Source organism: Mesorhizobium sp. P160187 (assembly GCF_057766425.1).
Genome location: NZ_JBYMDX010000005.1, coordinates 1350413 through 1373933, shown reverse-complemented (window position 1 = coordinate 1373933; position 23521 = coordinate 1350413). Strand labels below are relative to the sequence as shown.

The following is a 23521-nucleotide window of genomic DNA, read 5'->3' as shown; positions in this document are numbered from 1 at the left end:
TCAGCCGGCGTCCTCTTCGCTCTTCAGCTCGTCGCCCTTGAGCTCGTCGCCTTTGAGCTCACCCAGCACATCGTGGAAATCCTTGGCCTCACGGAAATTGCGATAGACAGAGGCGAAGCGGACATAGGCGACGTCGTCGAGCGACTTCAGCGCTTCCATGACGAGCCGGCCGACCTCGCCCGAGGCGATTTCAGTCTCGCCGGAGCTTTCGAGCTGGCGCACGATGCCGGTGACGGCGCGGTCGATGCGCTCGGGATCGACATTGCGCTTGCGCACCGCGATCTCCACCGAACGCAAGAGCTTGTCGCGGTCGAACGGCACCTTTCTGCCGGACTTCTTCACCACCACGAGGTCGCGCAACTGGACGCGCTCGAAAGTGGTGAAACGGCCACCGCAATCGGGACAGACGCGCCGCCGGCGGATCGCGGCGCCATCCTCGGCGGGGCGCGAATCCTTCACCTGCGTATCTTTGGACTGGCAATAGGGACAGCGCATGGAGAGCCTTCAGGTTGCTGGCGGAACGATAGGCTTAGAGGTTTTTGCCGGGACGGCAAAGGTTCGGCAACGGCCGCTCGCGCCCTCAGAGATAGCGAGGCGGGAGGAAAATTGCCAGCCGCGCCAGATATGTCAGGGGGCGACGTCCTTGGTCGGGAAGCCGCAGGACGTTCCGAGGTTGCGGTAGGCCTTGGTGAAGCCATCCATCGGGATGCTGGCGACAGCCTGCTTGCCGAACGTCACATCGAGCGAGATGACCTGGCGCATGGCCCGCAACAAAGCGAGACTGGTCTTGACCTGGTTGTCGACGGTCCAGCTCGGGCGGCCGGCATCATTGGAATAGACGGTCGCGGAAACCTTGACGCCGGGGTCGCCAAAGGTCGCGGCGATCTTCTTGCCGGTCGGCAGGTCCTTGTTGGCGATCGTGAACATGATCGCCGGATAGGCATCGGGCGGCAGGGCGTCGCCAGTCGAGATCGAAAGCGTCAGCGTGCCGGCATTGCCGTTGCCGTCGAGAAAGGCCGTGGAGGCCGCACAGGTCTTGTGCGAATCCTGGCCGGTGTCGAGCGCATCAATGATGGTGGTCCACCTGCGAAAGGTGTTGGTGCCCGGGATATCCGTGCCCGGCTGCGTCTGCTCCTGGGCGATCGCGCCCGACACGGCGACAGCGGCAAGCGAGCCGAGAAAGGCCAGAACGGCAGGATGGAACATGCGCATCGTCAGATCTCCAACAGGCCGCGCCGCCCGAACAGCAACCGGCGCAGAGCGCGGGATAAAAGACGAAGCGCCGCTGGCGGTCAACCGAGATAGGGATAGAGCGGGAAACGATCGGTCAGCGCCACGACCTTGGCCTTCACCGCCGCCTCGACCGCCGCATTGCCTTCGTCGGAATTGGCGACCTTCAGCCCGTCCAGCACTTCGGCGATCAGCTTGCCGATCTCGCGGAACTCGGCATGGCCGAAGCCGCGCGTGGTGCCGGCCGGCGTGCCCAGACGCACGCCAGAGGTGACGAAAGGCTTTTCCGGATCGAACGGGATGCCGTTCTTGTTGCAGGTGATGTTGGCGCGGCCGAGCGCTGCCTCGGCGCGCTTGCCGGTGGCGTTCTTGGGCCTGAGATCGACCAGCATCAGATGATTGTCGGTGCCGCCGGAGACGATGTCGAGGCCGGTTTCCTTGAGGCTCGACGCCAGCGCCTTGGCGTTGGCGGCGACGCTCTCGGCATAGAGTTTGAAACTCGGCTTCAGCGCCTCGCCAAAGGCGACCGCCTTGGCGGCGATGACATGCATCAGCGGCCCGCCCTGCAGGCCGGGGAAAACCGCCGAGTTCATCTTCTTGGCGATGTCCTCGTCATTGCACAGGATCATGCCGCCGCGCGGGCCGCGCAGCGACTTGTGCGTGGTTGTGGTGACCACATGGGCGTGCGGCAGCGGTGACGGATGCACGCCGCCGGCAACCAGGCCGGCGATATGGGCCATGTCGACCATCAGATAGGCGCCGACCGCATCGGCGATCTCGCGAAAGCGCTTCCAGTCCCAGATGCGCGAATAGGCGGTGCCGCCGGCCAGGATCAGCTTCGGCTTGGTCTCATGCGCGGTCTTTTCGATCGCGTCCATGTCGAGCAGATGGTCGTCCTTGCGCACGCCGTAGGAAATGACCTTGAACCATTTGCCGCTCATGTTGACGGGCGAGCCGTGCGTCAGGTGGCCGCCGGAATTCAGGTCGAGGCCCATGAAGGTGTCGCCGGGCTGCAAGAGCGCCAGGAAGACCGCCTGGTTCATCTGGCTGCCGGAATTCGGCTGGACATTGGCGAAGTTGCAGCCGAACAGCTTTTTGGCGCGCTCGATAGCGAGTTCCTCGGCGACGTCGACGAACTGGCAGCCGCCATAATAGCGCTTGCCCGGATAACCCTCGGCGTATTTGTTGGTCATGATCGAGCCCTGCGCCTCGAGCACGGCGCGCGAAACGATGTTTTCCGAGGCGATCAGCTCGATCTCGTGACGCTGGCGGCCAAGCTCGTTGCGGATCGAGCCGAAGATCTCCGGATCGGCATCTTCCAGCGTGGTTTCGAAGAAGGATTCGAATTTGTTCGACGCTGCCGCTGCAGTTGCCATGGCCTGAAATCCTTCGGTTCGGGGCATTTATCTATGCATATCGTTGCCCCGAAACCGCTGCACGGTTCCGGGCGACATGCATTGCCGCGCCATTAACACAGTTGTTTTCGCCTCGCCACGTTTGCAGCGCGAAATTTGCTGGCCGGATTGCGCCAGAGCGGCCCTGAACCGCTATTTTCGCTCCTGCCGCCCCTGCAGCAAGGCTTCGGTGAGCGTGATCTCGGTAAACAGCGCCCGCGCCGTATGGTCGTTGATCGCGCCGCTGCTTAACATGTCGCGCACGGCGATGCGCTCGGCCTCGATGCCGGCAAGCCGCATTTCGAGCTCCAGCCGCCCGGCTTCGCGGGCCTCCGTCCGGGCGTCGTCGGCCTCGTCCGAGGTGGCGATGCGGCGCCGGTAGCCGGCGACGATGTTCTCGGCGGCGGCAAGCCTGGCGCATGGCCGGCGCCACCAGCCCCGCCTCGTGGGACTTCGAACGGAAAGGCCACTTGCGGTGGCCTTTCCTGACTGAGATCAGCCGCTTAAAGCGAAGAGGTGATCTGCAGTTCGCTGGCGCCATCGAGCGCGTAGACGTCGTCGCGGAACTGCACGACTCCCGAACCCGTCGACCAGGCCGACACATAGAGGAAGTGGACCGGGACCGGGTTGACGACCTGCACCGGCGTGTTCTCGCCGGTCTTGATGGTCGCCTCGAAATGCTGGCGGTCCCAGCCGGGCGTGTCGCGCAGGATCCATGTGACGAGGTCGCGCACGTTCTGGACACGCACGCAGCCCGAGGAATCGAAGCGCATCATCTTGCCGAACAGGCTCTGCTGCGGCGTGTCGTGCATGTAGACGCCGTCGGGGCTGGGGAAGTTGATCTTGACCGAAGCCATGGCGTTGCCGGAGCCCGGATCCTGGCGGAAGCGGTATTTTGCGGCATCGTCCGTCGACCAGTCGACAGTCATCGGATCGACTTCGCTGCCATCCGGCGCAAACAGGCGGATGTGGCTGTCCTTGAGATAGTCGGGGTTCTTCCGCATCAGCGGAATGATGTCCTTGCGCACGATCGAGACCGGCGCGTTCCAGTAAGGATTGACGATGATCTCGTTGATCTTGGAATTGACCACCGGGGTCTGGCGGTCGATCTTGCCGACGATTGCGGTGTGGCGCAGCACGACGCGATCGTTCTCGACCGCCTCGATCTGTGCCGCCGGGATATCGACCAGCACATAACGGCTGCCCAGCGTGCCGGCCTTTTCGCGCAGGCGCTCCAGATTGGTCTGCAGCTGACCGAGGCGGATCTGCGCCGAAACGTTCATCGCGGCATAGGTGTATTTGCCCATGGCGCCGTCGGCCGGCAGGCCATGGCGCGCCTGGAAGCGCTTGACCGCGGCGTCGACATAGGAATCGAACGACGTCGAAATGCCGGCGCTCTGCGCCAGGTCGCCCGAAACCATCAGCCGCTTGCGCAGCGGCACCACGTCCGGATCGTCGACGCCAAGCTGCAGCTTCTTTGTCGCCGGCACCTCGCCCCAACCGCCCTGGGCGACGATGTTCTGATACTGCGCCACAGCCTGTTCGGTGAAGGCGACCGTCTGTAGGCTGAAGATCGGCAGCGTCGAGGCGACCTTGCCGCCTTCGGAGGCGCGGGCGTCGAACTGGTCGTCCCAATTGCCACGGTTCGAAGACTTCAGGATGTCGTCGATGACATCCTGCGCGCTGGCGGCATTGGCAACCATGGCAACGGCGAGCGCTGAAGCTCCGGAAAGGAAAAAGCGGCGGCTGGTTCTCATGGACGTTCCAGACATTCTTGTCGTGTTGGCTTGTAGCGTTTGGCTGTTGCAGCGTTCGGCTACGTGCTCGATTTTGGGCGATATCGCCCGCACTTTAAAGTTGGCATTGTTAAGAATTAGCCAACCATGACCTGCGTCACCTGGCCGTAAAAACCGGACGGCGATGCGACCTTACAGGCGCGCGAACAGCTTTCGCCGCCGCATACCCACACCCCTCGCTTCCACCGCGAATATGGCGGCAACGTGGCTTTGCGCCGAATTTGGAACGCCGGCGGCTCGAAAAGAAAAGGCCGGTGCTTTTCGGCACCGGCCTGTTGGCTGAGACTTTCCTCCGGCCGCGCTTCTTCCGGCGCAGCTGCTATTCAATGGCCCGCTGATTACATCCGGTAGGCGATGGTGTCGTTCCAGAAGCGGTCGAGGCGCTGCAGCGCGCGGTTCATCTGCTTGAACTCTTCGCTGTTGATGCCGCCGACCTGTTCGATCGAGCCGACATGGCGCTCATAGAGACCGGCGACGACTTCCGCCACTTCATTGCCCTTCGGCGTCAGCGAAACGCGGACCGAACGGCGGTCGATGCGCGAGCGCTGGTGGTTGATGAAGCCGAGATCGACCAGCTTCTTCAGATTGTAGGAGACGTTCGAGCCGAGATAGTAGCCACGCGAGCGCAGCTCGCCGGCGGTCAGTTCGGAATTGCCGATATTGAACAGAAGCAGCGCCTGGATGGCATTGATGTCGGAACGGCCGTTGCGGTCGAACTCGTCCTTGATCACGTCAAGCAGACGGCGATGCAAACGCTCCACCAGCTGAAGCGATTCCATGTAAAGCGAACGGATAGCCTCGCGGCGATCGTCGGATACGTTGGCGGTCTTCGCCGCCGGACGCGAATTGATCATTGTCTTTGCCTCTCGTTTGTCGCCCTGGTGATTTTTTGTTTTTCACCTTGATTGCGACACTATCGAATACTCATAAAATTCGACTTAAACGCTAGGGCTAACAAGAGCTTACCGGTAATAGGTTTCGCAAGACGCTTAACGAACGGTCACCCGAGCAAGGATAATTAACCTAAAGATTTAGCCAATGGCTGCGGGGCGGCGTTTCAGGCGCGCGCGGGGCGCTTGCGCATCCAGATAACGACGCGGAAGGCGATGTAGAGCAGCGCCACCGCGGCATGCGAGAAGACGATCAGCGGCCGGTGGCCGTACAGATTGGGGAAGCCGGCATACATGATGGTCTCGGTCACCGCGCAGATGAACCAGATCACCGGGCCCCACGACGCCAGCATCCAGAGGCCGGCGGCGGCGAAGGGGAAGAACACGGCCAGCATCACCGCCACGACCTGCCAGTGCACCGGCATCAGGTCGAAGCGCCACAGCGGGCCGGGATAAAAGCCGATCAGCCGGATCCAGTACAGGATGCCGAACAGCAGGCAGTAGCCCGCTATGACGCGCTGGAACCAGGCGAAGATGATCTCGACGCCCGAGGGCTGCAGCACGATACGCCGCGACGTGACCTCGCTCACAGTTCGAGCTCCCGTTCGAGCGGCGCGAAATAGGCGTCCACCGAAGCAGCGTCGACCTCGGCCAGGCTTGCCGGCCGCCACTGCGGCGTCGAACCCTTGTCGACGAGGACGGCGCGGATGCCTTCATAGAAGTCGTGGCCGGCCAGCATTCGGTTGAGGATACGGAACTCCATCTTCATGCAGGCTTCCATCGACAGCGTCAGCCCGGCGCTGATCTGGCGCCACGCGACATTGAGGCTGGTCGGCGAGCGGGTGCGGATGGTGGCCAGCGTCTTGGCGGCAAACTCGTCGGCGCCTGCCGCCCGCTCCAGGCTCTCAAGGATTTCGGCGAGCGACGGTTGGGAAAAATGCCGGGCGATGGCTTCCAGCACCGGCTGGGCGGTTTCGCGCCGGGCCGGCACGAAGAAGCCGCGCAGCACCGATTCCGGATCGCCATTGGCGCAGAGCCGGTCGAGAAAGGCAGCCTGGTCGGCGGCCTTGATGGTGTGGGTGGCCAGGCCCGACCACAGCGCATCGCCATAGCGAATGCGGTTGCCGGTCAGCGCCAGATACATGCCGAAGCTGCCGCCAAGGTCGGGCAGCAGATGGCTGCCGCCCACGTCGGGGAAGAAACCGATGCCGACTTCGGGCATGGCGAACTGGGCGTTCTCGGTCAGCACGCGCTGCGAGCCGTGGAAAGAGATGCCGACGCCCCCGCCCATCACGATCCCGTCGATCAGCGCGACATAGGGCTTTTTGTAACTGTTGATGCGGGCGTTGAGCCGGTATTCGTCGGCGAAGAACTCGACCGGCGGCTTCCCGGCGCGGGCCTCGTAGACGTGCATGATGTCGCCGCCGGCGCAAAACGCTCTGCCCTCGGCCTTGACGACGACGACATCGACGCCGGTATCGCGTTCAAAAGCGTCGAGCGCCTTGTCCAGCGCCTTGATCATGCGATGTGTCAGCGCATTGAGCGCCTGCGGCCGCGTCAGCGTGACGACGCCTGCCTTGCCCAACCGTTCGAAGCGGATCTCGTCGCCGCCGCCAAAGTCCATCGTCAGAGAATCCCCTCCCCGCGCCTGCGGGACTGAAGTGCTAAAGGTGGCGCATGGGTGCGTCAACCGGCGGGCGCGGTTTGGATTTTCGCAAGGCAACGCGACCGTGCTGTGCCTCCGACAGAAATGCGCGCAAAATTGCCGGGCAAAACAGCCTTTCTTCTGATGCAGGGACAAACGCATGACGCATGAAACCGCAGCGCCGAGCCATGGCTGGGAGATGCCGAAAAAGTTCGACCCGGATGATGTTCTCAGCCGCCCGCTGATGGCCAATCTGGCGACCGTGACCGCTGACGGCGCGCCGCGCAACGCGCCGATGTGGTTCATCTGGGAGGACGCTGCGATCTGGCTACTCGGCTCGACCGGCGCAAGTGCTGTCAAACACCTCGAACGTGACCCGCGCTGCGCCGTGGAGATCGTCCATTTCGACAATGAGGCCGGCATCCTGCTGCATCTCGGCCTGCGCGGCGTCGCCACCATAGAAGCGATGGCGCCGAACCGCTTCAAACGGCTGCTGCACAAATATCTCGGCCCGGAGGCGACCTGGAACCGCTGGTTCATCGACAATGTCGCCGACATCGGCCATCCGGACGGGCGCCTGATCCGGCTCGCCCCGGAGAGCACCTTCACCAACAATGTGTCGTTCTTCAAAACCGGCCCAGAACTGGCGTGGCCGCCGAAGCCGTAAGCAGCGCGTTATCGACTGGCACAATCGTGTCGCATTGGTCAGCGGCAAGGCCTCGTGGTAAAAGCCGCCTCGACCCGGAGTTTTTGCGATGAACAAATTCACCCCCGCGACGAGCAACAAATTCGCGCCGGCAAAGCCCGGCGGTGCGCGCAGCGTCGACGAGATCACCGGCAGCCGCCGCTTGCGGCGCATGCGCAAGGCCGACTGGTCGCGCCGCCTGGTGCAGGAAAACCGGCTTACGGTGAACGATCTGATCTGGCCGATCTTCGTCATCGACGGCAAGAACACGCGCGAGCCGATCGCCGCCATGCCCGGCGTATTCCGCCTGTCGCTGGACCTCGCCGTCAAGGAGGCCGAGCGGGCCGCTAAGCTCGGCATTCCGGCGATCGCCACCTTCCCCAATGTTGAACTCAGCCTGCGCGACCTGACGGGATCGCACATCCTCGACCCGGAAAACATCATCAACCGCGCAACCCGCGCCATCAAGGACGCGGTGCCGGAGATCGGCATCATCACCGATGCCGCGCTCGATCCGTTCACCTCGCACGGCCATGACGGCATCTTGCGCGACGGCATCATCGTCAATGACGAGACGGTGGAACAGGTGACCGCCGCAGCCGTCATCCAGGCAGCGGCCGGCGCCGACATCATCGCGCCGTCCGACATGATGGACGGCCGCATCGGCGCCATCCGCGACGCACTCGACGCCAACGGTTTTTCGGATGTGGCGATCATGTCCTATGCGACGAAATTCGCCTCCGCCTTCTACGGCCCCTACCGCGAGGCGGTCGGCACCGCGGGCCTGCTCAAGGGCGACAAGAAGACCTACTATCTCGACCACGCCAATTCCGACGAAGCGGTGCGCGAGGCCGAGCAGGATATCGCCGAGGGCGCCGACATGCTGATGGTCAAGCCCGGCCTGCCCTATCTCGACATCATCCGCCGGCTGAAGGACGAGTTCCAGATGCCGACCTTCGCCTACCAGGTGTCAGGCGAATATTCGATGATCAAGGCGGCGGCCGCCAATGGCTGGATCGACGGCGAAAAGGCAATGCTGGAGAGCCTGCTCGCCTTCAAGCGCGCCGGCTGCGACGGCATTCTGACCTACTTCGCGCCGGAAGTGGCGCAAATGCTGAAGGGATAAATTCACTCCAGCACATAACTCTCTTTGACATTTCTTGTTTCGAAGTCCAGCCGACCACGCCCGCAAACCGACATGTCTTGGAACACGTCGGGATTCTTGATGCCTGCTTCGACACAGGCTTCTCTCAATTTGGCGGTGCAAATGACGATGCCCATGTTCTTCTGTTTGAAGATATGCGCATCGCCAACAATCTCCTCCTTGAAATAGAAGCACGCGCCTCCGGCGCGGTCGTAGTGGACGCCTCCATTCTCGCCGATCAAAAGCCTAAACTTCGACGATTCGAGATCCACGGCATCAATCTTGCGAACGATGTCGCAAAGGTAGTGCTTTGGTTCGATCGGCTTTCCGCTCAAATAGAATACGTCGCAGTCGTTAAACACGACCCCATCGGGGTCGACTGACTGCAGAACGTCCTTCAGGCGCTCGGATACAAGCCAGTAACAATGAAAATCTTCTAAGTCTTTTGGTGGCCTGCAATAGTCTGTCGCTTCAGGCCGTAGCCTGGGCGTCTCCGGGTACTCAGGAAAGCCGTATCCCCCAAACTCCGTCGGCCCGAGCAGTATGCGGGATGGCGGCACCAAAGCTTGGGCGTTTTCCAGCTGAAGACAATGGGACCCGCCGCGATATGTCGGTCCGATCTGGAAGAATTTTCCATGTTTCTTGAATTTCGCCTCTTTGCGGAAAACCCGCTCTGGGACTTGAGCTGGCCTATTCTGCGGGCGGTTCCGGTTGGCAAACAGTTTTGCAATGAGTGAAATAATGGTCACGTGCGCGCCTGCTCAGTCTACCGACTTTCGAGTTCAAGACTAAATCGCGTGAGAGTACCCGTCCACCTGCTTCGCGCCCGAAGTGGCGCAAATGCTGAAGGGCTAGCCGGAACCCGGACTTTCCGGGTTCCGGCTTTTCCTCACGCCTTTGGCAAATAAGGAATCGTTCCGGCGAGATCGGTATCGTCGATCAGCTGGAAGCGGCTGTCGCTGCCCTTCCGGCGCTCCGCCACAAACGGGGCGTATTGCGGATCGTTGGTGAAGGCCTCGGCTGCCTTTGCCGACGGAAACGCCATGATGGCGATCAGGCTGGTGTCGAGCGGCTTGCCCTCCAGCGTCTTCACATTGCCGCTGCGGGCGAGATACTTGCCGCCATGCTTGTGGACGAGGTCATGCACCGAAGCGGCATAGGCCGGCACCCATTTGTCGTCCTTCACCTTGATGTCTGCGATCACGTAAGCGGTCATTGTCCAACTCCTCATGGATCGGCACCGGACTGCCCGGTGACGTGACCGCTGCCTCGCATGGCGGCGCCGGACCGCTCCAGTCACAGAACTGTACCGGGGGTGCCAGTACAGCTTCTGTACTGGCTGAACTCAGGTTTTCTGAATAAGGTCCGGCAACATCTTTTGGAGCTCACCACATGACACAAGCCGGTTACAAGCAATTCTGCCCGCTCTCCATGGCCGCCGAGCTGCTCTGCACACGCTGGACCATGGTGCTGCTGCGCGAACTGGTGGCGGGATCGACCCGCTTCAACGATTTGCGCCGCGGCGTGCCGAAAATGTCGCCAACCCTTCTGTCGCAACGGCTTAGGGATCTCGAAGCGGGAGGCATCGTCGAGCGGACCGAGATCGCGACCGAGAAGGGCGTGTTCGAATACCGGCTGACCGAGGCGGGCCGGGATTTGCGCCCGGTTGTCGAGGCGATGGGGTTTTGGGGCCAGAAATGGGTTGAGGCCAGGCTGTCGCTCAAAAACCTCGATCCGTCGCTGCTGATGTGGGACATGCGGCGCAATCTGAACCCCAGTCCGCTGCCGGACGGGCGCACCGTGATACAATTCCTGTACCATGACCTGCCGGCGTCAAAACGATCGTGGTGGCTGATCGTCGAAAAGCAGGGCGAGGTCGATCTTTGCTGGTACGATCCGGGCTTCGACGTCGATCTCTACGTCTCGACCGATCTGTGCACCATGACCTCGATCTGGATGGGGCTGACGACAGTTCACAAGGAACGCGACAAGATCATCCTGACCGGCGATCTCGACGTCGCCGGCAAGATGCAGATCTGGCTTGGGCTCAGCCCGTTTGCGGTGATGCCGAAGCGCGTGGCGGCTTGAGGTCCCTGCGCATTCCACAGATCGGCTTGCCTCTAAAAATACTAGTTGCAAAATGCAATCAGTTTGAATACTGATTGCAAATCACAACTGGTCACCGAAAGGGAGTCCCCATGTCCAAACTTCGCGTCAATGCCTTCACCTTGTCGCTCGACGGTTTCGGCGCCGGTCCTGACCAGGACCTGCAAAATCCGCTCGGCGTTGGTGGCGAATATCTGCACAAATGGATGACCGGCACCCGCACCTTCCATGAGATGGTCGGCAAGGATGGCGGCACCACCGATGTGGACGACCGGTTCACTGTCCGCAGCTTCGACAATGTCGGGGCCTGGATCCTCGGCCGCAACATGTTCGGCCCAATCCGCGGCGAATGGCCAGACGAGAGCTGGAAAGGCTGGTGGGGCGACAACCCGCCCTATCACGTGCCGACCTTCGTGCTGACCCACTACAAGCGCGACCCCATTGTGATGGAAGGCGGCACCGTTTTCCACTTCGTTACCGGCGGCATCCACGCCGCGCTCGAACAAGCAAAGGCCGCGGCCGGCGGCAAGGATGTCCGCGTCGGCGGCGGCGTTTCCACCATCCGGCAATATCTGCAAGAGAAGCTCATCGACGAGTTGCATCTGGCGGTGTCGCCGGTGTTGCTCGGGAGGGGCGAGAGCCTGTTTGCCGGGCTGGATATGCTGAAGCTGGGTTACCAGTGCACCGAGCAGGTGGCCACGGCGCTCGCCACGCATGTGACGATCAAACGGGTGTAAGCCTCATTTGGGAAAATTGCGATCCGTCGCGCCCCCTCTGTCCTTCCGGACATCTCCCCCACGCCGGGGAAGATCGGATGTCGCGCCGGCTTTCGCCACTCATCAACGTAGCAAGAAGGGCGCCATCGGCGAAGCTGCCAATCTCCCCCCTTGTGGGGGAGATGTCCGGCAGGACAGAGGGGGGCGCGAAAGAATGCCGTCCTCTCGTGTCTTCAATTGCGAAGACGCTCAATACTTCTCCGGCACGTAAAGCTCGCGCGGCAGGACCTGGCGCTCGTACTCCGGGTTGAACACCCGCTCGGGCAGCGTGATTTCTTCGTGCGGCACGTCCTCATAGGGCAGCTGTTTGAGGAGATGGTCGATGCAGTTCAGCCGCGCCCGCTTCTTGTCGTTGCCTTCGACGATGTACCACGGTGCCTCTGGGATGTTGGTGCGGGCAAACGTCTCTTCCTTGGCCTTGGTGTACTGCTCCCAGCGCACGCGCGACTGCAGGTCCATCGGCGACAGCTTCCACTGCTTCATCGGATCGTGGATGCGCATCATGAAGCGCATCTGCTGTTCCTCGTCGGTGATCGAGAACCAGTATTTGACCAGCGTGACGCCGGAGCGGACCAGCATGCGCTCGAACTCCGGCACATCGCGGAAGAACTCTTCGACCTGATCGGGTTCGGCAAAGCCCATCACCCGCTCGACGCCGGAGCGGTTGTACCAGGAGCGGTCGAACAGCACGATCTCGCCGCCGGCCGGCAGATGCGGCACGTAGCGCTGGAAATACCATTGTGACTTTTCGCGCTCGGTCGGCGCCGGCAGCGCCACGACGCGGCAGATGCGCGGGTTGAGGCGCTGGGTGATGCGCTTGATGACGCCGCCCTTGCCGGCGGAATCACGGCCCTCGAAAACCACCACCAGCTTCTTCTTGTGGTAGGCAACCCAGGACTGCAGCTTGATCAGTTCCGACTGCAAGCCGATCAGGTCGCGGAAATACTGCATGCGATCGATCGACGGCGGATGCGCGTTCTTGTAGATCTTGGCGATCTCCAGCGACAGCGCCGGCTCCGAGATTTCCAGCTCATAGTCCTCGTCGAGCGTGTCGGCGAGTTCGGCTTCCAGCCAATCCCTGGCCGCAGAATTCTGCTTTAGCTCATTCATTTCCACTGCTCCGCTTGCCGGCTGACATGAAACCCTGAGCCGACTCGATATAGGCCGGCAATGACGGTTTTATTGCAAGCCGCCGGCCAGCCGGTCTTCACTGCAAAGCAGCGAGGCATTGCCGATCCAGCGCCCTGGCATGGCGACAAGCCGCTCAAATTGTCCTACAAATAGCGGACCCGTTCGGGCTTCCCCGCCCTTTCCTGCTAAAACCGCCTCCCCACCAAAACTACGAGGATCAGACATGGAATACCGCACGCTTGGCCGTTCCGGCTTGAAAGTTTCGGCGCTGACCTTGGGAACCATGACCTTCGGCGGCAGCGGGCCGTTCGCTGCCGTCGGCAATTCCGATCTCGCGGAGGCCTCGCGCATCATCGACACTTGCATCGATGCCGGCATCAATCTCATCGACACCGCCAATGTCTATTCCAACGGTCTGTCGGAAGAGATCATCGGCGAGGCGCTCGGCGGCAAGCGCAAGAACGACGTGCTGATCGCCTCCAAAGCGCGCATGCGGATCGGCAAGGGCCCCAATGACGAAGGCCTGTCGCGCCATCATCTGATCCGCGAATGCGAGAAGAGCCTGAAGCGCCTCAGGACCGATGTCATCGACATCTATTTCCTTCACGAATGGGACGGCGCGACGCCGCTCGAGGAAACCATCGCCGCGCTCGACACGCTGGTTGCCCAGGGCAAGATCCGCTATGTCGGCTGCTCCAACTTTTCCGGCTGGCAGGTCATGAAGGCGCTGGGCATCAGCGACAGCCAGCACCAGCCGCGCTTCGTCACCCAGCAGATCCACTACACGCTGGAAGCACGCGAGGCCGAGTATGAGCTCTTGCCGATCTCGGTCGACCAGGGCCTTGGCGTGCTGGTGTGGAGCCCGCTCGCCGGCGGCCTGCTGTCGGGAAAATACCGCCGCGACAGTCCGACGGCGCGCCAGATCGGCGGCTGGTCGGAACCGCCGATCCGCGACGAAGACCGGCTGTGGCGGATTGTCGACGTGCTGGTCGACATCGGTGCGGCACGCGGCGTCTCGGCGGCGCAGGTGGCGCTGGCCTGGCTGCTCGGCCGACCAGCCGTCAGTTCGCTGGTGATTGGCGCACGCAACGAGGCGCAGTTGAAAGACAATCTCGCCGCGGCAAGCCTGACGCTGTCCTTTGATGAACGCCAGCGTCTCGATGCCGTCAGCCGGCCGCCGGTGCTCTATCCCTACTGGCACCAGCAGTTTACGGCGAGGGACCGCTTCGGCCCGGCCGATCTGGTTATGGACCGCAGCGTCATCTGACTTAAGGGCGCCGGAAGCCGCTAGGCCGCGATAAACCGCCAGACCTGCGGATCGGGCTCGATCTGGCCGCTGAGCACGAAATATTTGTAGAGCACGAGCAGGCAGATCGCCTGCTCGGCCCGCTCGTCGGCGAATTTGCGGCAATAGGCGTTGGCCGCCGCAACGATGCGCTGGGCCTCGGCCGGATGTTTCTCGAGATGGTGCACGCGCTCGGCCAGATCGCTGAAGTCGGGCGCCAGCGGCACATAATGGACATCGGGCTCGAGCTGCCCCTCGGCGAACCAGGTCTCGTAAGTCGGCAGCGGCATCAGGCAGAGCGAGTTCGAGCTCATGATCCATTTCAGATTGGTCGCGACATCATTGCCTTCGAGCGAGATGATATAGCGGTAGCGGCGCTGCTGATCGATGCTGAGATAGGGCTTGCGGTATTCCGCAGGTGCTGTCGCCCTCGGCGTGCCGACATCGCAGAACGGCAGATTGCGGGCTGCATCCAGCAACAAGGTGCGGATCGGATTGTTGAGTTCGCCGCGCCAAACGACGAGCGGATGCTTGTCGGCGAAGGCGACATCGTCGGCCGGCATGTAGAAATGACGGAACTTGTTCAGCTTGAACAGGACGCCGTTGCCGTTGTCGCCCGCTATCGGCCGGTCCTTGACGATCGACGGCATCTTCGGCACTTCGATGACGTCGCCGAATTCCAGGTCGATGCGCAGATCTGGGTCGAAATAACGGGTGAACTCCTTCAGATCGTAATAGTACATGCTGCGGTCCGACGGCAGCCGGCTGACCGGCACGGCCTCGGGGCTGGGGCTAAAAGGCTCCCGCAGCGTGTTGTAGTAATTGAGCCGCTGGCGGACCGATGCGTCGGAAAGCCTGGCCTGATCGAGCAGCCGGCCGAGCCGGCGCCGGAAAAGAACCGGCGGCGCGATGTCGCGCATGGCGTTGCGCGCATAGTAGATCAGCTTCTGTGCGTTTCTTTGAAGCGTGGCCATCGGTCGTTTTGATTCGAAATCGGTCGGCGGCGGCTCCAGCAACTGTCCCGCAGCCTTTTCTAAACCATTGTGTTCGCCATCACGCAAGTCCAGAACCGCTGGCATCTGCCCTCGCGGCGCTGTTGTGTTTGCCGGCCAATGCTTCTAGGCAGGATCAGGCACAGCGAAAGGAAACGATATGGCTCGACCACCGAATTACGGTCAGGAACGCAAAGAGCGCGACCGGCAGAAGGCCGCCAAGAAGGCGGAGAAGCTCGCCGCCAAGGTCGCGGCCAAGGAGCGCGCCGAGCCTGAGAACGAGGCAAGTTCCAAAACCGACACCGAGACAGAAAAATAGGCAAGACAGGATCACCGGCCCGCGAAACGGGCCGGATCCTGGCAAAATGCCGGTCTGATCAGGCCGATGTGATCAGGCCGGGGCCTTGTCGCTGACGAAGACGTTGACCTCGCGCGCGGCGGCGATGAAGGCGCGTCTTGCAATCATCGCCGGCTTGTCGCCGGCCAGCGCGTCATGGCAGGCCTGCAGCGCTTCGCGGTGCTTGGGGCTGCGCTTGCCGGGCCAGCTGTTGAGCAGGTAATCGGAAGCCTCGCGCACCGTACGTAAGAGCTGAGTGCTTCCCTCCGTGCCCGACTTAACGGTCACGGGTGTTTCAAATCGGTTGTTTTCCATGGCCGCCTCTTACGCCATCGGCGTCCGCGAAGCGAGGCCGAAAGCGGATCGCGACGGCGTTCTTTCGTTTTCGTGACCGGTATCAAGCGGCGACGACGGCAAAACCCCTGGCGCGCAGGCCGCGCCGGTCATTGTGCAGCGACGTCACCAGGCGGGCGCGGCTGCCGGCGATATGGGCGGAAAGTCGCGCCGCCGCCGCATCGGCATCGCCGGCCCGCACCGCTGCCAGAATGGCGTGATGCTCGCTCCAGGCGCGGCCGAGCGCTGCCTCGTCGCGCACCTCCAGCCAGCGCGCCCGCGACAGGCGCGTCATGGCATCGCGCACGGCCCGGAACAGGAACTCGTTGCCGGAGAGCCGCGCCAGTTCGATATGGAAATCCATGCCGACGCGGTGCCATTCCTCGCGCGGCGTGGCAGTGTCGCAGGAGTCCAGCATCGCCTTGATGACATCGGCTGCGCTCCTGTCGGCCAGCGCCGAAGTCAGCCTGACCGCCGCGACCTCGACGGCTTCGCGGTACACCGCGATCTGTTCCAGTTCGGCAAGGTTGATCGGCGACACGGTCCAACCGCGCCCGTCGCGGCAGATCAGCCCTTCCGTCTCCAGCCGCAGCAGGGCTGCCCTGACCGGCGTGCGCGAGGCGCCGAAGCGGCTCTCGATCCAGCGCTCCGTCAGCCGCTCGCCAGGACCGACCTCGAGGCCAAGGATCATCTCGCGAAGCGCTTTTTCGACGATGTGCATCTGCGACATAGTTGCTTCCATTGCTGGCGATCGGCCTTGCCCGTTGGTCTTGCCGATCACATTGAGAGCGCCTGATTGACAGCAGCCGGGCTTTGCGTCCATGAGGGTACCAACTTGGTATCCCAAAATGGTATTCGCAGCAAGCGGACAGGACAGGACATGCCGCAGGACAGTGCAGCGCGGGCCGCCGAAGCGCCTTCCACCTACAACATTCATTGGCGGCGCAACCTGTTCGTGTGCTTTGCCGGATCGTTCAGCACGCTTGTGGCGATGACGTTGCTGCTGCCGTTCCTGCCGCTCTATGTCGAACAGCTGGGCGCCGTGGGCCACGCGGCGATCGTGCAATGGTCCGGCATCGCTTTCGGCGCCACCTTCCTTGCCGCCGCCCTTGTCGCGCCACTGTGGGGACGGCTGGGTGACCGTTATGGCCGCAAGGTGATGCTGGTGCGTGCCAGTTTCGGCATGGCGATCTGCATGTCGCTGACCGGCATGGTGCAGACCGTCTGGCAATTGGTGCTTTTGCGCCTGTTGATCGGCTTTGCCGGCGGTTATTCCTCAGGCTCGACGATCCTTGTCGCCATGCAGACGCCGAAGGAGCGCTCCGGCTGGGCGCTTGGCGTGCTGTCGGCCGGCATCACCGCAGGCTCCCTGGTCGGCCCGTTGCTTGGCGGCGCGCTGCCGCCATTGATCGGTATTCGCGCCACCTTCCTCATCGCGGGCGGCGTCATTTTCCTGGCGGCGCTGGCGACGACGTTCCTGATAAAGGAGATGCCTCGCCCGCCAGTACAGGCAAAACGCGAGGAGAAACCAAAGGGAAGTTGGGCGCAGATCCCCGACAAACGCCCTGTCGTGGGCATGCTGGCGACCGGCATGCTGTTCACCTTCGCCAACATGTCGATCGAGCCGATCATCACCGTTTACGTCCAGCAACTGGTCGCGGAGGCAAGCCGGGTGACCCTGGTCTCAGGTGTCGTCATGTCGGCGGCGGCGCTGGGCGCCATCCTGTCGGCGTCACGGCTGGGCAAACTCGCCGACAGCATCGGCCACTGGAACGTCATCGTCGCATCGCTGGCCGTCTCGGCGCTGCTGTTGATACCGCAGGCCTTCGTCACCGAGAGCTGGCAGTTGGTCGGGCTGCGGTTCCTTATGGGTCTGGTGCTGGGCGGGCTGTTGCCCTGCATCACCAGCGTCATCCGCCACAATGTTCCCGATGGGGTCGGCGGCAATGTGCTGGGCCTGGCAATCTCGGCGCAATATGTCGGCCAGGTTGCGGGGCCGCTGCTGGGCGGCTTCGTCGGCGGCCATTTCGGCATGCGCGCGGTGTTTCTCGGCACGTCGTTGCTGATGGCGGGCGGTGCCGCGTATAATTGGCTGGCCCAGGCGCGCCGCACGCGCGACATGCTGGCGATATCGGAAAAATCCTGACAGACAGGTCGCGCCGCCTATCGTCAATCACGGAGCCCGAGACATGAGCATCGCCGAGTCAGCACCAGCAAACAGCGCGCGCATCCTCGTTTTCGCCGGCGGCATTGCCGGCGCGGCGGGCGTGGCGCTGTCGGCGGCATCAGCGCATCTCGGCGGCGCCTTCGTCGGCACGGCCGCATCCTTCCTGCTCATGCATGCGCCGGTGTTTTTGGCCGTCGGCCTCGCCGGCGCAAACCGGATCTTGCGGATCGGCAGCCTGGTGCTGCTCGTCGGGCTTGTTCTGTTCTGCGGCGATCTGCTGGCACGGGATTTCGTGGGATCGCGGCTGTTCCCGATGTCGGCGCCGATCGGCGGCACCTTGCTCATCGCGGGCTGGCTGGTGATCGCGGCCTCGGCGCTCGTGCGGCAACGGTCCTGACGAGCCAAGAACCCTGTCCCATCAGATATCACACGAGGCTTAATCCTGCCGGTTTTCCGGCAGCAGGTCGCGGTTGCGCTTGGCAGGCTTGGTCGGCCGCCGCCGTTGCGGCTGCTCCGTGGCAGGCGAGATACCCCAGTAATTGCGATAAATGTCTTCGAACAGATGTTTCACGGGATGCATGTTCGTTCTCCTCTTCAAGAACTTGAATCGATCCAATCAGCTGGCACGAAAATGTCTGGCCGATCAGCTGCGCTTGCGTTTCACAAGGTATTGCAGGTCACGCCTCCACGGCCCGACCTTGTCGCGGCGCCTGCGGGTGGCGGCGTCGGAGACTATGCCCCAATCATTGCCATAGATGTCTTCGAACAGATAATTCACGGGATGCATGGCACCCTCCTCTTGAATCGATCCAAGTTGTACTTGGTGAATCCCTTGGATCGATTCAAATATAGACTCTCTCCGCCGTCCGATCAAGGGAAAATTTGAACCGATCCAACGAAAGTGCTAAACAGGCTCCGGTTCAGGAGACGAAAATGACGGCATTGACCTCCGGCAAGACGAGACCAGTGCGGCTTGCCGACATCGCCAAGGCGGCCGGGGTCTCGCACGGTACCGCGTCCAACGTGTTCGCTCGCCCGGAAATCGTGCGCGAAGAGGTCCGCGAGCGGGTCAAGGCGGCGGCGGAAGCGATGGGCTATGCCGGCCCGGATCCCAAGGGCCGGCTGCTGCGCGCCGGCAAGGTCAACGCCATCGGCGTGGCAACGGCGGAACCATTGTCCTATTTCTTCGACGATCCCTTTGCCCGCGTCATGATGGCCAGCATTTCGCAGGCCTGCGACGCCACCGGCGCCGGAATTTCGCTGGTCTCGGCCGCCAACAGCGAGCAGCTCGCCTGGAACATCCAGAGCGCCCTGGTCGACGGCTTCATCGTGTTCTGCATCGAGGGTGGGTCGCGGCTGGTCGAACTGGCGCGCGAACGCAAACTGCCTTTCGTGGCGCTTGATCTCGATTCGGAAAATGAGGCGGTCGCTGCGATCGGCGTCGACAACGTCGCCGGCGCGGGTCTGGCGGCGCGCCATCTGGCCGAGTTCGGCCATCGCAGCTTTGCCGTGCTCGCCCTGGAATCTGCCGACGCTGGCTTTGGTCCCGTCACGCAGGAGCAAGTCGAGACGACATCCCTCTACTCGGGCACACGCGACCGTCTGCGTGGCTATTTCGGCGAGCTCTCCCGCTTCGGCATCGACGTCTCGCAAGTGCCAATCTACGAAACCCTCAATGACGAGGCGAGCGTGCGGGCCGGCCTCGATCATATTTTCGCGCTGCCGCAGACGCCGACGGCAATCCTGGCCATGTCGGACAAGATCGCGCTGCATGCGCTCGACTGGCTGCGCGAGCGTAACATTGCCGTGCCGGGCGATGTGTCAATCGTCGGCTTCGACGGCGTGCCGGAAGGCGCCGACTCCGAGCCGCCACTAACCACTGTCGCCCAGCCGATCGCCGAGATGGGCCGGCTGGCCGTCAAGGCGATCCTCGAAAATGACGGCTCGCAGCACCGGCAATTGCTGCCGGTCGATCTTGTGGTGCGGGGGTCGTCCGGCCCCTCGCCTGCTAGCTAGGCGGCTGATGTGGGATCACCGGCTTAGCCTTGGCATCGCGGGCATGCCGAAGGTCTGGTGAACGGCTGGCGCTTCTTTGCGAACCGGCTTTTTGCCCAAGCCGATGCCGGACAGCCACTCAAGATAGAAGGCGAGCGCGAATTGCATGGCGATGCCGGCCGAAATCAGCAAGACGTCATAGGCAAAGCCGCCCGGATTGATCAGCTTCATCACCTGCGCCGCCATGGCGATCAGCGTGCCGGCGAGGAACACCGGCAAGGAGCGCTTGCCGAGCAGGGCAAGCGGATGGTCCGGGCTGAGACGGAACAGGTTCGAGAAAGCCGGCAGGGCGACGATCAGATAGCTCACCGCCAATATGTGCAGGAGCCGCGGCAGCGACAGGAACGTCTTGTCGAAGCCGCCGATCACCACGGGCAGGTTAAACCACGTTATCTCGCCCCAGAGCGGGCTGTGCACCCAGACCGCCGCTGCCGCGACATAGGTCGCCGCGGCGCCCACCAGCCAACGATTGACGGGAATTGTGCCGCCGCGCCTGACATGCAGCATGCCGGCAAGGCCGATGTTGAACAGGAATTGCCAGGACAGCGGGTTGAGGAACCAGAAGCCGGGCTCGGGATAGTTCGGCGGCGCGATCTGCCAGAGGCCGGCGACGAGCCACAGCGCGCCGGAAAAGACCAGCGCCGGCAGCGGCCGGTAGCTGACGAAGAGCAGGAAGAGCGGCGCCATCAACAGCAGCGCCGCATAGACCGGCAGGATGTTGTTGTAGCCAAGCTGGTGGCCGAGCGTGACAATGCCGATCATGACCTCCGGCGTGTTCTTCATCAGCGGCTCGATGTTGATCAGCTTGAGCAGTTCCGGCCGCCGGCCGAACACCGCCGCGGCGCAGAATAACGCCATCACAACCATGGTGGTGACGATGTGGGCGCTGTAAAGCACGCCGGCCCGGCGCCACATCTTCAACGTCGCCAGTAGCCGGCCGCCCGGCTGGAACTTGTTGCCATAGGCGAGTGCGACCGACATGCCGGAAATCAGCACGAAGGCTTCCGCCGCGTCCGAGAATCCGAAATTCTTGTAGGTCAGCGTTTCGAAGACGGTGCCCGGCACGTGGTCGATATAGATGGTCAGGAGTGCGAGCGCACGGAACACGTCAATGCGCGTGTCGCGATCGGGGATACGCGGAGCGCGATCGGCGATACGCGGAGCGCGATCGGCGATACGCGGGGCGCGATCGGGCGGGACTGGCAGGGTCATCGACAAAAGGCCTCAAAGGAGAGCAAGGATGCTCGCGTTGTTCATGCCGGGATGCGACCATCGGCGCACACCGCTTCGATTCCTCCCGCAGGGAGCATATCGGCGCAGAAACGGTCTGAAATGAGCCTGTTGCAATCACATTTGGCGGAGCGTGAAAATATTCCGTTTTGAAGCTGGCAAAGGACCAATGTCTCCGTGAAAACAACGAGATATGAGCGTGCATCGATATAGCGACGAGAACGCCTTTCTGCACCAGGATCTGGCCTTTCCCTACCGCCTCCTCAAGCCGGAGAATGCCGGCGGCGAGAGCCTGTTTTTACTGCACGGATCGGGTGTCGACGAAACGACGATGGTCCCGATTGCGAGGCAGATCGCCCCTAACGCCACGCTGGTCGCGGTGCGTGGCCGCATCCGCCAAGAAGACGGCTTCCGCTGGTTCGAGCGGATCACGCCGACCAGTTTCGAACAGGCGAGCATCCGTGCCGAAACATCGTACTTTGCCGCCTTCGCAAGCGAGGCCGCAAAGCGCCACGGGCTCGACCTCGCCCGGGCGACTTTCCTCGGCTATTCCAACGGCGCCAATCTGGTTTCCAGCCTGATGCTGCTCAACTCCGGCCTCGTCCGAAAAGCGGCGTTGCTGAGAGCAATGCCCGTGCTTGACGATGCGCCGGCAACCAATCTGACCGGAACGCGCGTCCTGATTGTCGCCGGTGCCGCCGACGAGACCTACGGGCCGTTTGCGCCGCCACTGGTGACGCTGCTCAACAAACATGGCGCCGAGGTCGATGCGCGCATCGTGCCTTCAGGTCACGAAATCGGCGACCCGGATGCCGCCATCGTCCGGCAATGGCTTGCGGGACCAGCATTGGTCGCACGCCAGGCAGGCTAGGAGACCTTGGTAGACCGCATCGGCGCCCGGCGGAACGGCTGAGCAGATGCTCGTCGCCTAGCCCTGTCCCATCCGGTTCCAGGCATCGAGCCCGGCGATCTTGTAGGCTTCGGCCAGCGTCGGATAGTTGAAGGTGTTGTTGACGAAGAAATCAACCGTGCCGCCGAGGTTGATCACCGCCTGGCCGATATGGATCAGTTCGGTGGCGCCTTCGCCGACGATGTGGGCGCCGAGCAGGCGGCGCGTTTCGACCGAGAACAGCAGCTTCAGAAAGCCGGAGTTGACGCCCATGATGTGGCCGCGCGAGGTTTCGCGGAACCGCGCCAGACCGACTTCATAAGCAGCGCCGCTCTCACGCACCTGCTCCTCCGACTGACCAACGGTGGAGATTTCCGGCACGGCGTAGATGCCATAGGGGAAGGTTTCCGGCGGCGGTGGCAGTTGCACGCCGAAGGCGTGGCAGGCGGCCACCCTGCCTTGCTCCATCGATGTCGAGGCAAGGCTGGGGAAACCGATGACGTCGCCGGTGGCATAGATGTTGGGCGCACTGGTCTGGAAGGTCTGCGGATCGACCTTGATGCGGCCCCGGGAATCGGCCTCGATGCCGACCACGTCGAGGCCGAGGCTGCCGAGATTGCCGCTGCGGCCGGCGGCGTAAAGCACGATCTCGGAGCGGATGGTGCGGCCATCGGCGAGCGTCACTTCGGCATAGTCGGGTTTTGAGACGATTTCCTTGACCGTACTGCCGAGGCGAATGGTCATGCCGCGGTCGCGCATCTGGTGGATGAAGTCGTCGACGATCTCGCGGTCGACGAAATCGAGGATGGTGTTGCGCGGCTCCACCAGCGTCACCGGCACGTCGAGCGCCGAAAAGATCGTCGCATATTCAACGCCGATGACGCCGGCGCCGATCACCGTCAGCGTGCGCGGCAGATGGTCGAGTTCCAGCATCTCATCGCTGTCGAAGACGCGGATCTTGTCGAAAGGCACGTCGCGCGGCCGGTGCGGCCTGGTGCCGACCGCGATCAGCGCATTGGTGAAACCAACCTCCGAGTAGTCGCCATTGTCTGCCGTCAGGCTGACCTTGTTTGGGCCGACGAATTTCGCCATGGCGCGCACGCTTTTGACGGCGTTGCGCATAAACTGGTGCTGCAGCACCTCGACCTCGTGGTCGAGCGTCTTGTGCAGCCGCTCGACCAGGTCGGCGATGGAGATGTCCTGCTTGACCCGGTAGCCGCGGCCGTAAAAGCCCCGCTCGCGCCAGCCGGACAGGTTCAGCACCGTCTCGCGCAGCGTCTTCGACGGGATGGTGCCGGTGTGCACCGAGACGCCGCCGAGGCGCCGGCCCCTGTCGACCACCAGCACCGATTTGCCGAGCTTGGCCGATTGCACCGCCGCGCGGCGCCCGGAAGGGCCGCTGCCGATGACCAGCATGTCGTAATCCATGTAACCCC

28 protein-coding genes are annotated in these 23521 nt (G+C 62.8%); 10 read left to right on the top strand and 18 right to left on the bottom strand.

Annotated elements, in window-relative coordinates; all coding sequences use genetic code 11:
* From nrdR to AC3CCE_RS31455, 8 genes are all read right to left on the bottom strand, one after another.
* Positions 1 to 495, bottom strand: a complete 495-nt coding sequence (gene nrdR / locus AC3CCE_RS31490) for a transcriptional regulator NrdR (protein ID WP_352625368.1) — start codon at positions 493 to 495, stop codon at positions 1 to 3.
* A 132-nt stretch (positions 496 to 627) separates the two neighbouring features.
* Entirely contained in the window at positions 628 to 1212 is a 585-nt protein-coding gene (locus AC3CCE_RS31485; protein WP_023819340.1) for a hypothetical protein, read from the bottom strand.
* Positions 1213 to 1292: 80 nt separating this feature from the next.
* The gene (glyA, locus tag AC3CCE_RS31480) at positions 1293 to 2606 is read right to left on the bottom strand and encodes a serine hydroxymethyltransferase (protein ID WP_352511375.1); all 1314 of its coding nucleotides are present in this window, start codon (positions 2604 to 2606) and stop codon (positions 1293 to 1295) included.
* A 171-nt stretch (positions 2607 to 2777) separates the two neighbouring features.
* Positions 2778 to 2924, bottom strand: a complete 147-nt coding sequence (locus AC3CCE_RS31475; RefSeq protein ID WP_245265594.1) for a hypothetical protein — start codon at positions 2922 to 2924, stop codon at positions 2778 to 2780.
* A gap of 203 nt (positions 2925 to 3127) precedes the next feature.
* Positions 3128 to 4381, bottom strand: a complete 1254-nt coding sequence (locus tag AC3CCE_RS31470) for a L,D-transpeptidase family protein (RefSeq protein ID WP_023693255.1) — start codon at positions 4379 to 4381, stop codon at positions 3128 to 3130.
* Between the two features lie 377 nt (positions 4382 to 4758).
* The gene (gene ldtR / locus AC3CCE_RS31465) at positions 4759 to 5274 is read right to left on the bottom strand and encodes a transcriptional regulator LdtR (RefSeq protein ID WP_023672997.1); all 516 of its coding nucleotides are present in this window, start codon (positions 5272 to 5274) and stop codon (positions 4759 to 4761) included.
* Positions 5275 to 5477: 203 nt separating this feature from the next.
* Complete coding sequence (locus tag AC3CCE_RS31460; protein ID WP_023689511.1) at positions 5478 to 5900, bottom strand: DUF6163 family protein; 423 nt, start codon at positions 5898 to 5900, stop codon at positions 5478 to 5480.
* Positions 5897 to 6934 carry an enoyl-CoA hydratase/isomerase family protein gene (locus AC3CCE_RS31455; protein WP_023689512.1) on the bottom strand — a complete coding sequence of 346 codons (1038 nt, stop codon included), beginning with the start codon at positions 6932 to 6934 and terminating at the stop codon, positions 5897 to 5899. Before AC3CCE_RS31455 ends, AC3CCE_RS31460 begins: the two co-directional genes overlap by 4 nt.
* A gap of 181 nt (positions 6935 to 7115) precedes the next feature.
* On the opposite strand from AC3CCE_RS31455, the gene AC3CCE_RS31450 reads away from it, so the two are divergent.
* Both AC3CCE_RS31450 and hemB read left to right on the top strand, forming a co-directional pair.
* The gene (locus tag AC3CCE_RS31450; RefSeq protein ID WP_352625372.1) at positions 7116 to 7622 is read left to right on the top strand and encodes a pyridoxamine 5'-phosphate oxidase family protein; all 507 of its coding nucleotides are present in this window, start codon (positions 7116 to 7118) and stop codon (positions 7620 to 7622) included.
* Positions 7623 to 7710: 88 nt separating this feature from the next.
* Positions 7711 to 8766 carry a porphobilinogen synthase gene (gene hemB, locus AC3CCE_RS31445; protein ID WP_027049604.1) on the top strand — a complete coding sequence of 352 codons (1056 nt, stop codon included), beginning with the start codon at positions 7711 to 7713 and terminating at the stop codon, positions 8764 to 8766.
* A gap of 2 nt (positions 8767 to 8768) precedes the next feature.
* Here hemB and AC3CCE_RS31440 read toward each other — a convergent pair whose 3' ends face one another.
* The gene (locus AC3CCE_RS31440; protein ID WP_352625374.1) at positions 8769 to 9533 is read right to left on the bottom strand and encodes an imm11 family protein; all 765 of its coding nucleotides are present in this window, start codon (positions 9531 to 9533) and stop codon (positions 8769 to 8771) included.
* A 140-nt stretch (positions 9534 to 9673) separates the two neighbouring features.
* Entirely contained in the window at positions 9674 to 10000 is a 327-nt protein-coding gene (locus tag AC3CCE_RS31435) for a DUF1330 domain-containing protein (protein WP_023673003.1), read from the bottom strand.
* A 176-nt stretch (positions 10001 to 10176) separates the two neighbouring features.
* On the opposite strand from AC3CCE_RS31435, the gene AC3CCE_RS31430 reads away from it, so the two are divergent.
* Complete coding sequence (locus AC3CCE_RS31430) at positions 10177 to 10872, top strand: winged helix-turn-helix transcriptional regulator (protein ID WP_023805093.1); 696 nt, start codon at positions 10177 to 10179, stop codon at positions 10870 to 10872.
* Between the two features lie 110 nt (positions 10873 to 10982).
* Entirely contained in the window at positions 10983 to 11627 is a 645-nt protein-coding gene (locus AC3CCE_RS31425; RefSeq protein WP_352625377.1) for a dihydrofolate reductase family protein, read from the top strand.
* A gap of 228 nt (positions 11628 to 11855) precedes the next feature.
* Here the strand turns inward: AC3CCE_RS31425 and ppk2 are convergent, their stop codons facing one another.
* The gene (ppk2, locus tag AC3CCE_RS31420) at positions 11856 to 12776 is read right to left on the bottom strand and encodes a polyphosphate kinase 2 (RefSeq protein ID WP_023689516.1); all 921 of its coding nucleotides are present in this window, start codon (positions 12774 to 12776) and stop codon (positions 11856 to 11858) included.
* Positions 12777 to 13020: 244 nt separating this feature from the next.
* On the opposite strand from ppk2, the gene AC3CCE_RS31415 reads away from it, so the two are divergent.
* Complete coding sequence (locus tag AC3CCE_RS31415) at positions 13021 to 14064, top strand: aldo/keto reductase (RefSeq protein WP_352625379.1); 1044 nt, start codon at positions 13021 to 13023, stop codon at positions 14062 to 14064.
* Between the two features lie 20 nt (positions 14065 to 14084).
* On the opposite strand, the gene AC3CCE_RS31410 is transcribed toward AC3CCE_RS31415, so the two are convergent.
* Positions 14085 to 15056, bottom strand: a complete 972-nt coding sequence (locus tag AC3CCE_RS31410) for a glycosyl transferase family 90 (RefSeq protein ID WP_352625381.1) — start codon at positions 15054 to 15056, stop codon at positions 14085 to 14087.
* A 178-nt stretch (positions 15057 to 15234) separates the two neighbouring features.
* On the opposite strand from AC3CCE_RS31410, the gene AC3CCE_RS31405 reads away from it, so the two are divergent.
* Positions 15235 to 15393, top strand: coding sequence for a hypothetical protein (locus tag AC3CCE_RS31405; protein WP_023673009.1), 159 nt, complete (start codon positions 15235 to 15237; stop codon positions 15391 to 15393).
* Positions 15394 to 15465: 72 nt separating this feature from the next.
* On the opposite strand, the gene AC3CCE_RS31400 is transcribed toward AC3CCE_RS31405, so the two are convergent.
* Both AC3CCE_RS31400 and AC3CCE_RS31395 read right to left on the bottom strand, forming a co-directional pair.
* Positions 15466 to 15726 carry a DUF982 domain-containing protein gene (locus AC3CCE_RS31400; protein WP_023682408.1) on the bottom strand — a complete coding sequence of 87 codons (261 nt, stop codon included), beginning with the start codon at positions 15724 to 15726 and terminating at the stop codon, positions 15466 to 15468.
* Between the two features lie 82 nt (positions 15727 to 15808).
* Positions 15809 to 16474: a GntR family transcriptional regulator gene (locus tag AC3CCE_RS31395; RefSeq protein ID WP_023730845.1), complete on the bottom strand. Its 666-nt coding sequence runs from the start codon at positions 16472 to 16474 to the stop codon at positions 15809 to 15811.
* A 150-nt stretch (positions 16475 to 16624) separates the two neighbouring features.
* Here AC3CCE_RS31395 and AC3CCE_RS31390 point away from each other — a divergent pair, with 150 nt between their 5' ends.
* Both AC3CCE_RS31390 and AC3CCE_RS31385 read left to right on the top strand, forming a co-directional pair.
* Positions 16625 to 17890 (top strand): multidrug efflux MFS transporter, encoded by a 1266-nt coding sequence (locus AC3CCE_RS31390; RefSeq protein ID WP_352625384.1) that lies wholly within the window; start codon positions 16625 to 16627, stop codon positions 17888 to 17890.
* A gap of 43 nt (positions 17891 to 17933) precedes the next feature.
* Positions 17934 to 18308, top strand: coding sequence for a DUF423 domain-containing protein (locus AC3CCE_RS31385; protein WP_023673013.1), 375 nt, complete (start codon positions 17934 to 17936; stop codon positions 18306 to 18308).
* A 39-nt stretch (positions 18309 to 18347) separates the two neighbouring features.
* Here AC3CCE_RS31385 and AC3CCE_RS31380 read toward each other — a convergent pair whose 3' ends face one another.
* Together AC3CCE_RS31380 and AC3CCE_RS31375 are read right to left on the bottom strand one after the other, a co-directional pair.
* Positions 18348 to 18491 carry a hypothetical protein gene (locus AC3CCE_RS31380; RefSeq protein ID WP_023689522.1) on the bottom strand — a complete coding sequence of 48 codons (144 nt, stop codon included), beginning with the start codon at positions 18489 to 18491 and terminating at the stop codon, positions 18348 to 18350.
* 63 nt (positions 18492 to 18554) lie between these two features.
* Positions 18555 to 18698 (bottom strand): hypothetical protein, encoded by a 144-nt coding sequence (locus tag AC3CCE_RS31375; RefSeq protein WP_023673015.1) that lies wholly within the window; start codon positions 18696 to 18698, stop codon positions 18555 to 18557.
* A 146-nt stretch (positions 18699 to 18844) separates the two neighbouring features.
* Here AC3CCE_RS31375 and AC3CCE_RS31370 point away from each other — a divergent pair, with 146 nt between their 5' ends.
* Positions 18845 to 19927 (top strand): LacI family DNA-binding transcriptional regulator, encoded by a 1083-nt coding sequence (locus tag AC3CCE_RS31370; RefSeq protein ID WP_023682412.1) that lies wholly within the window; start codon positions 18845 to 18847, stop codon positions 19925 to 19927.
* A 15-nt stretch (positions 19928 to 19942) separates the two neighbouring features.
* Here the strand turns inward: AC3CCE_RS31370 and AC3CCE_RS31365 are convergent, their stop codons facing one another.
* Entirely contained in the window at positions 19943 to 21178 is a 1236-nt protein-coding gene (locus AC3CCE_RS31365; protein ID WP_023711549.1) for an OpgC family protein, read from the bottom strand.
* 217 nt (positions 21179 to 21395) lie between these two features.
* Here AC3CCE_RS31365 and AC3CCE_RS31360 point away from each other — a divergent pair, with 217 nt between their 5' ends.
* Positions 21396 to 22067, top strand: a complete 672-nt coding sequence (locus tag AC3CCE_RS31360) for an alpha/beta hydrolase (RefSeq protein WP_245260287.1) — start codon at positions 21396 to 21398, stop codon at positions 22065 to 22067.
* 57 nt (positions 22068 to 22124) lie between these two features.
* On the opposite strand, the gene sthA is transcribed toward AC3CCE_RS31360, so the two are convergent.
* Positions 22125 to 23513 (bottom strand): Si-specific NAD(P)(+) transhydrogenase, encoded by a 1389-nt coding sequence (sthA, locus tag AC3CCE_RS31355; protein ID WP_023682415.1) that lies wholly within the window; start codon positions 23511 to 23513, stop codon positions 22125 to 22127.
* Positions 23514 to 23521 lie beyond the last annotated feature (8 nt).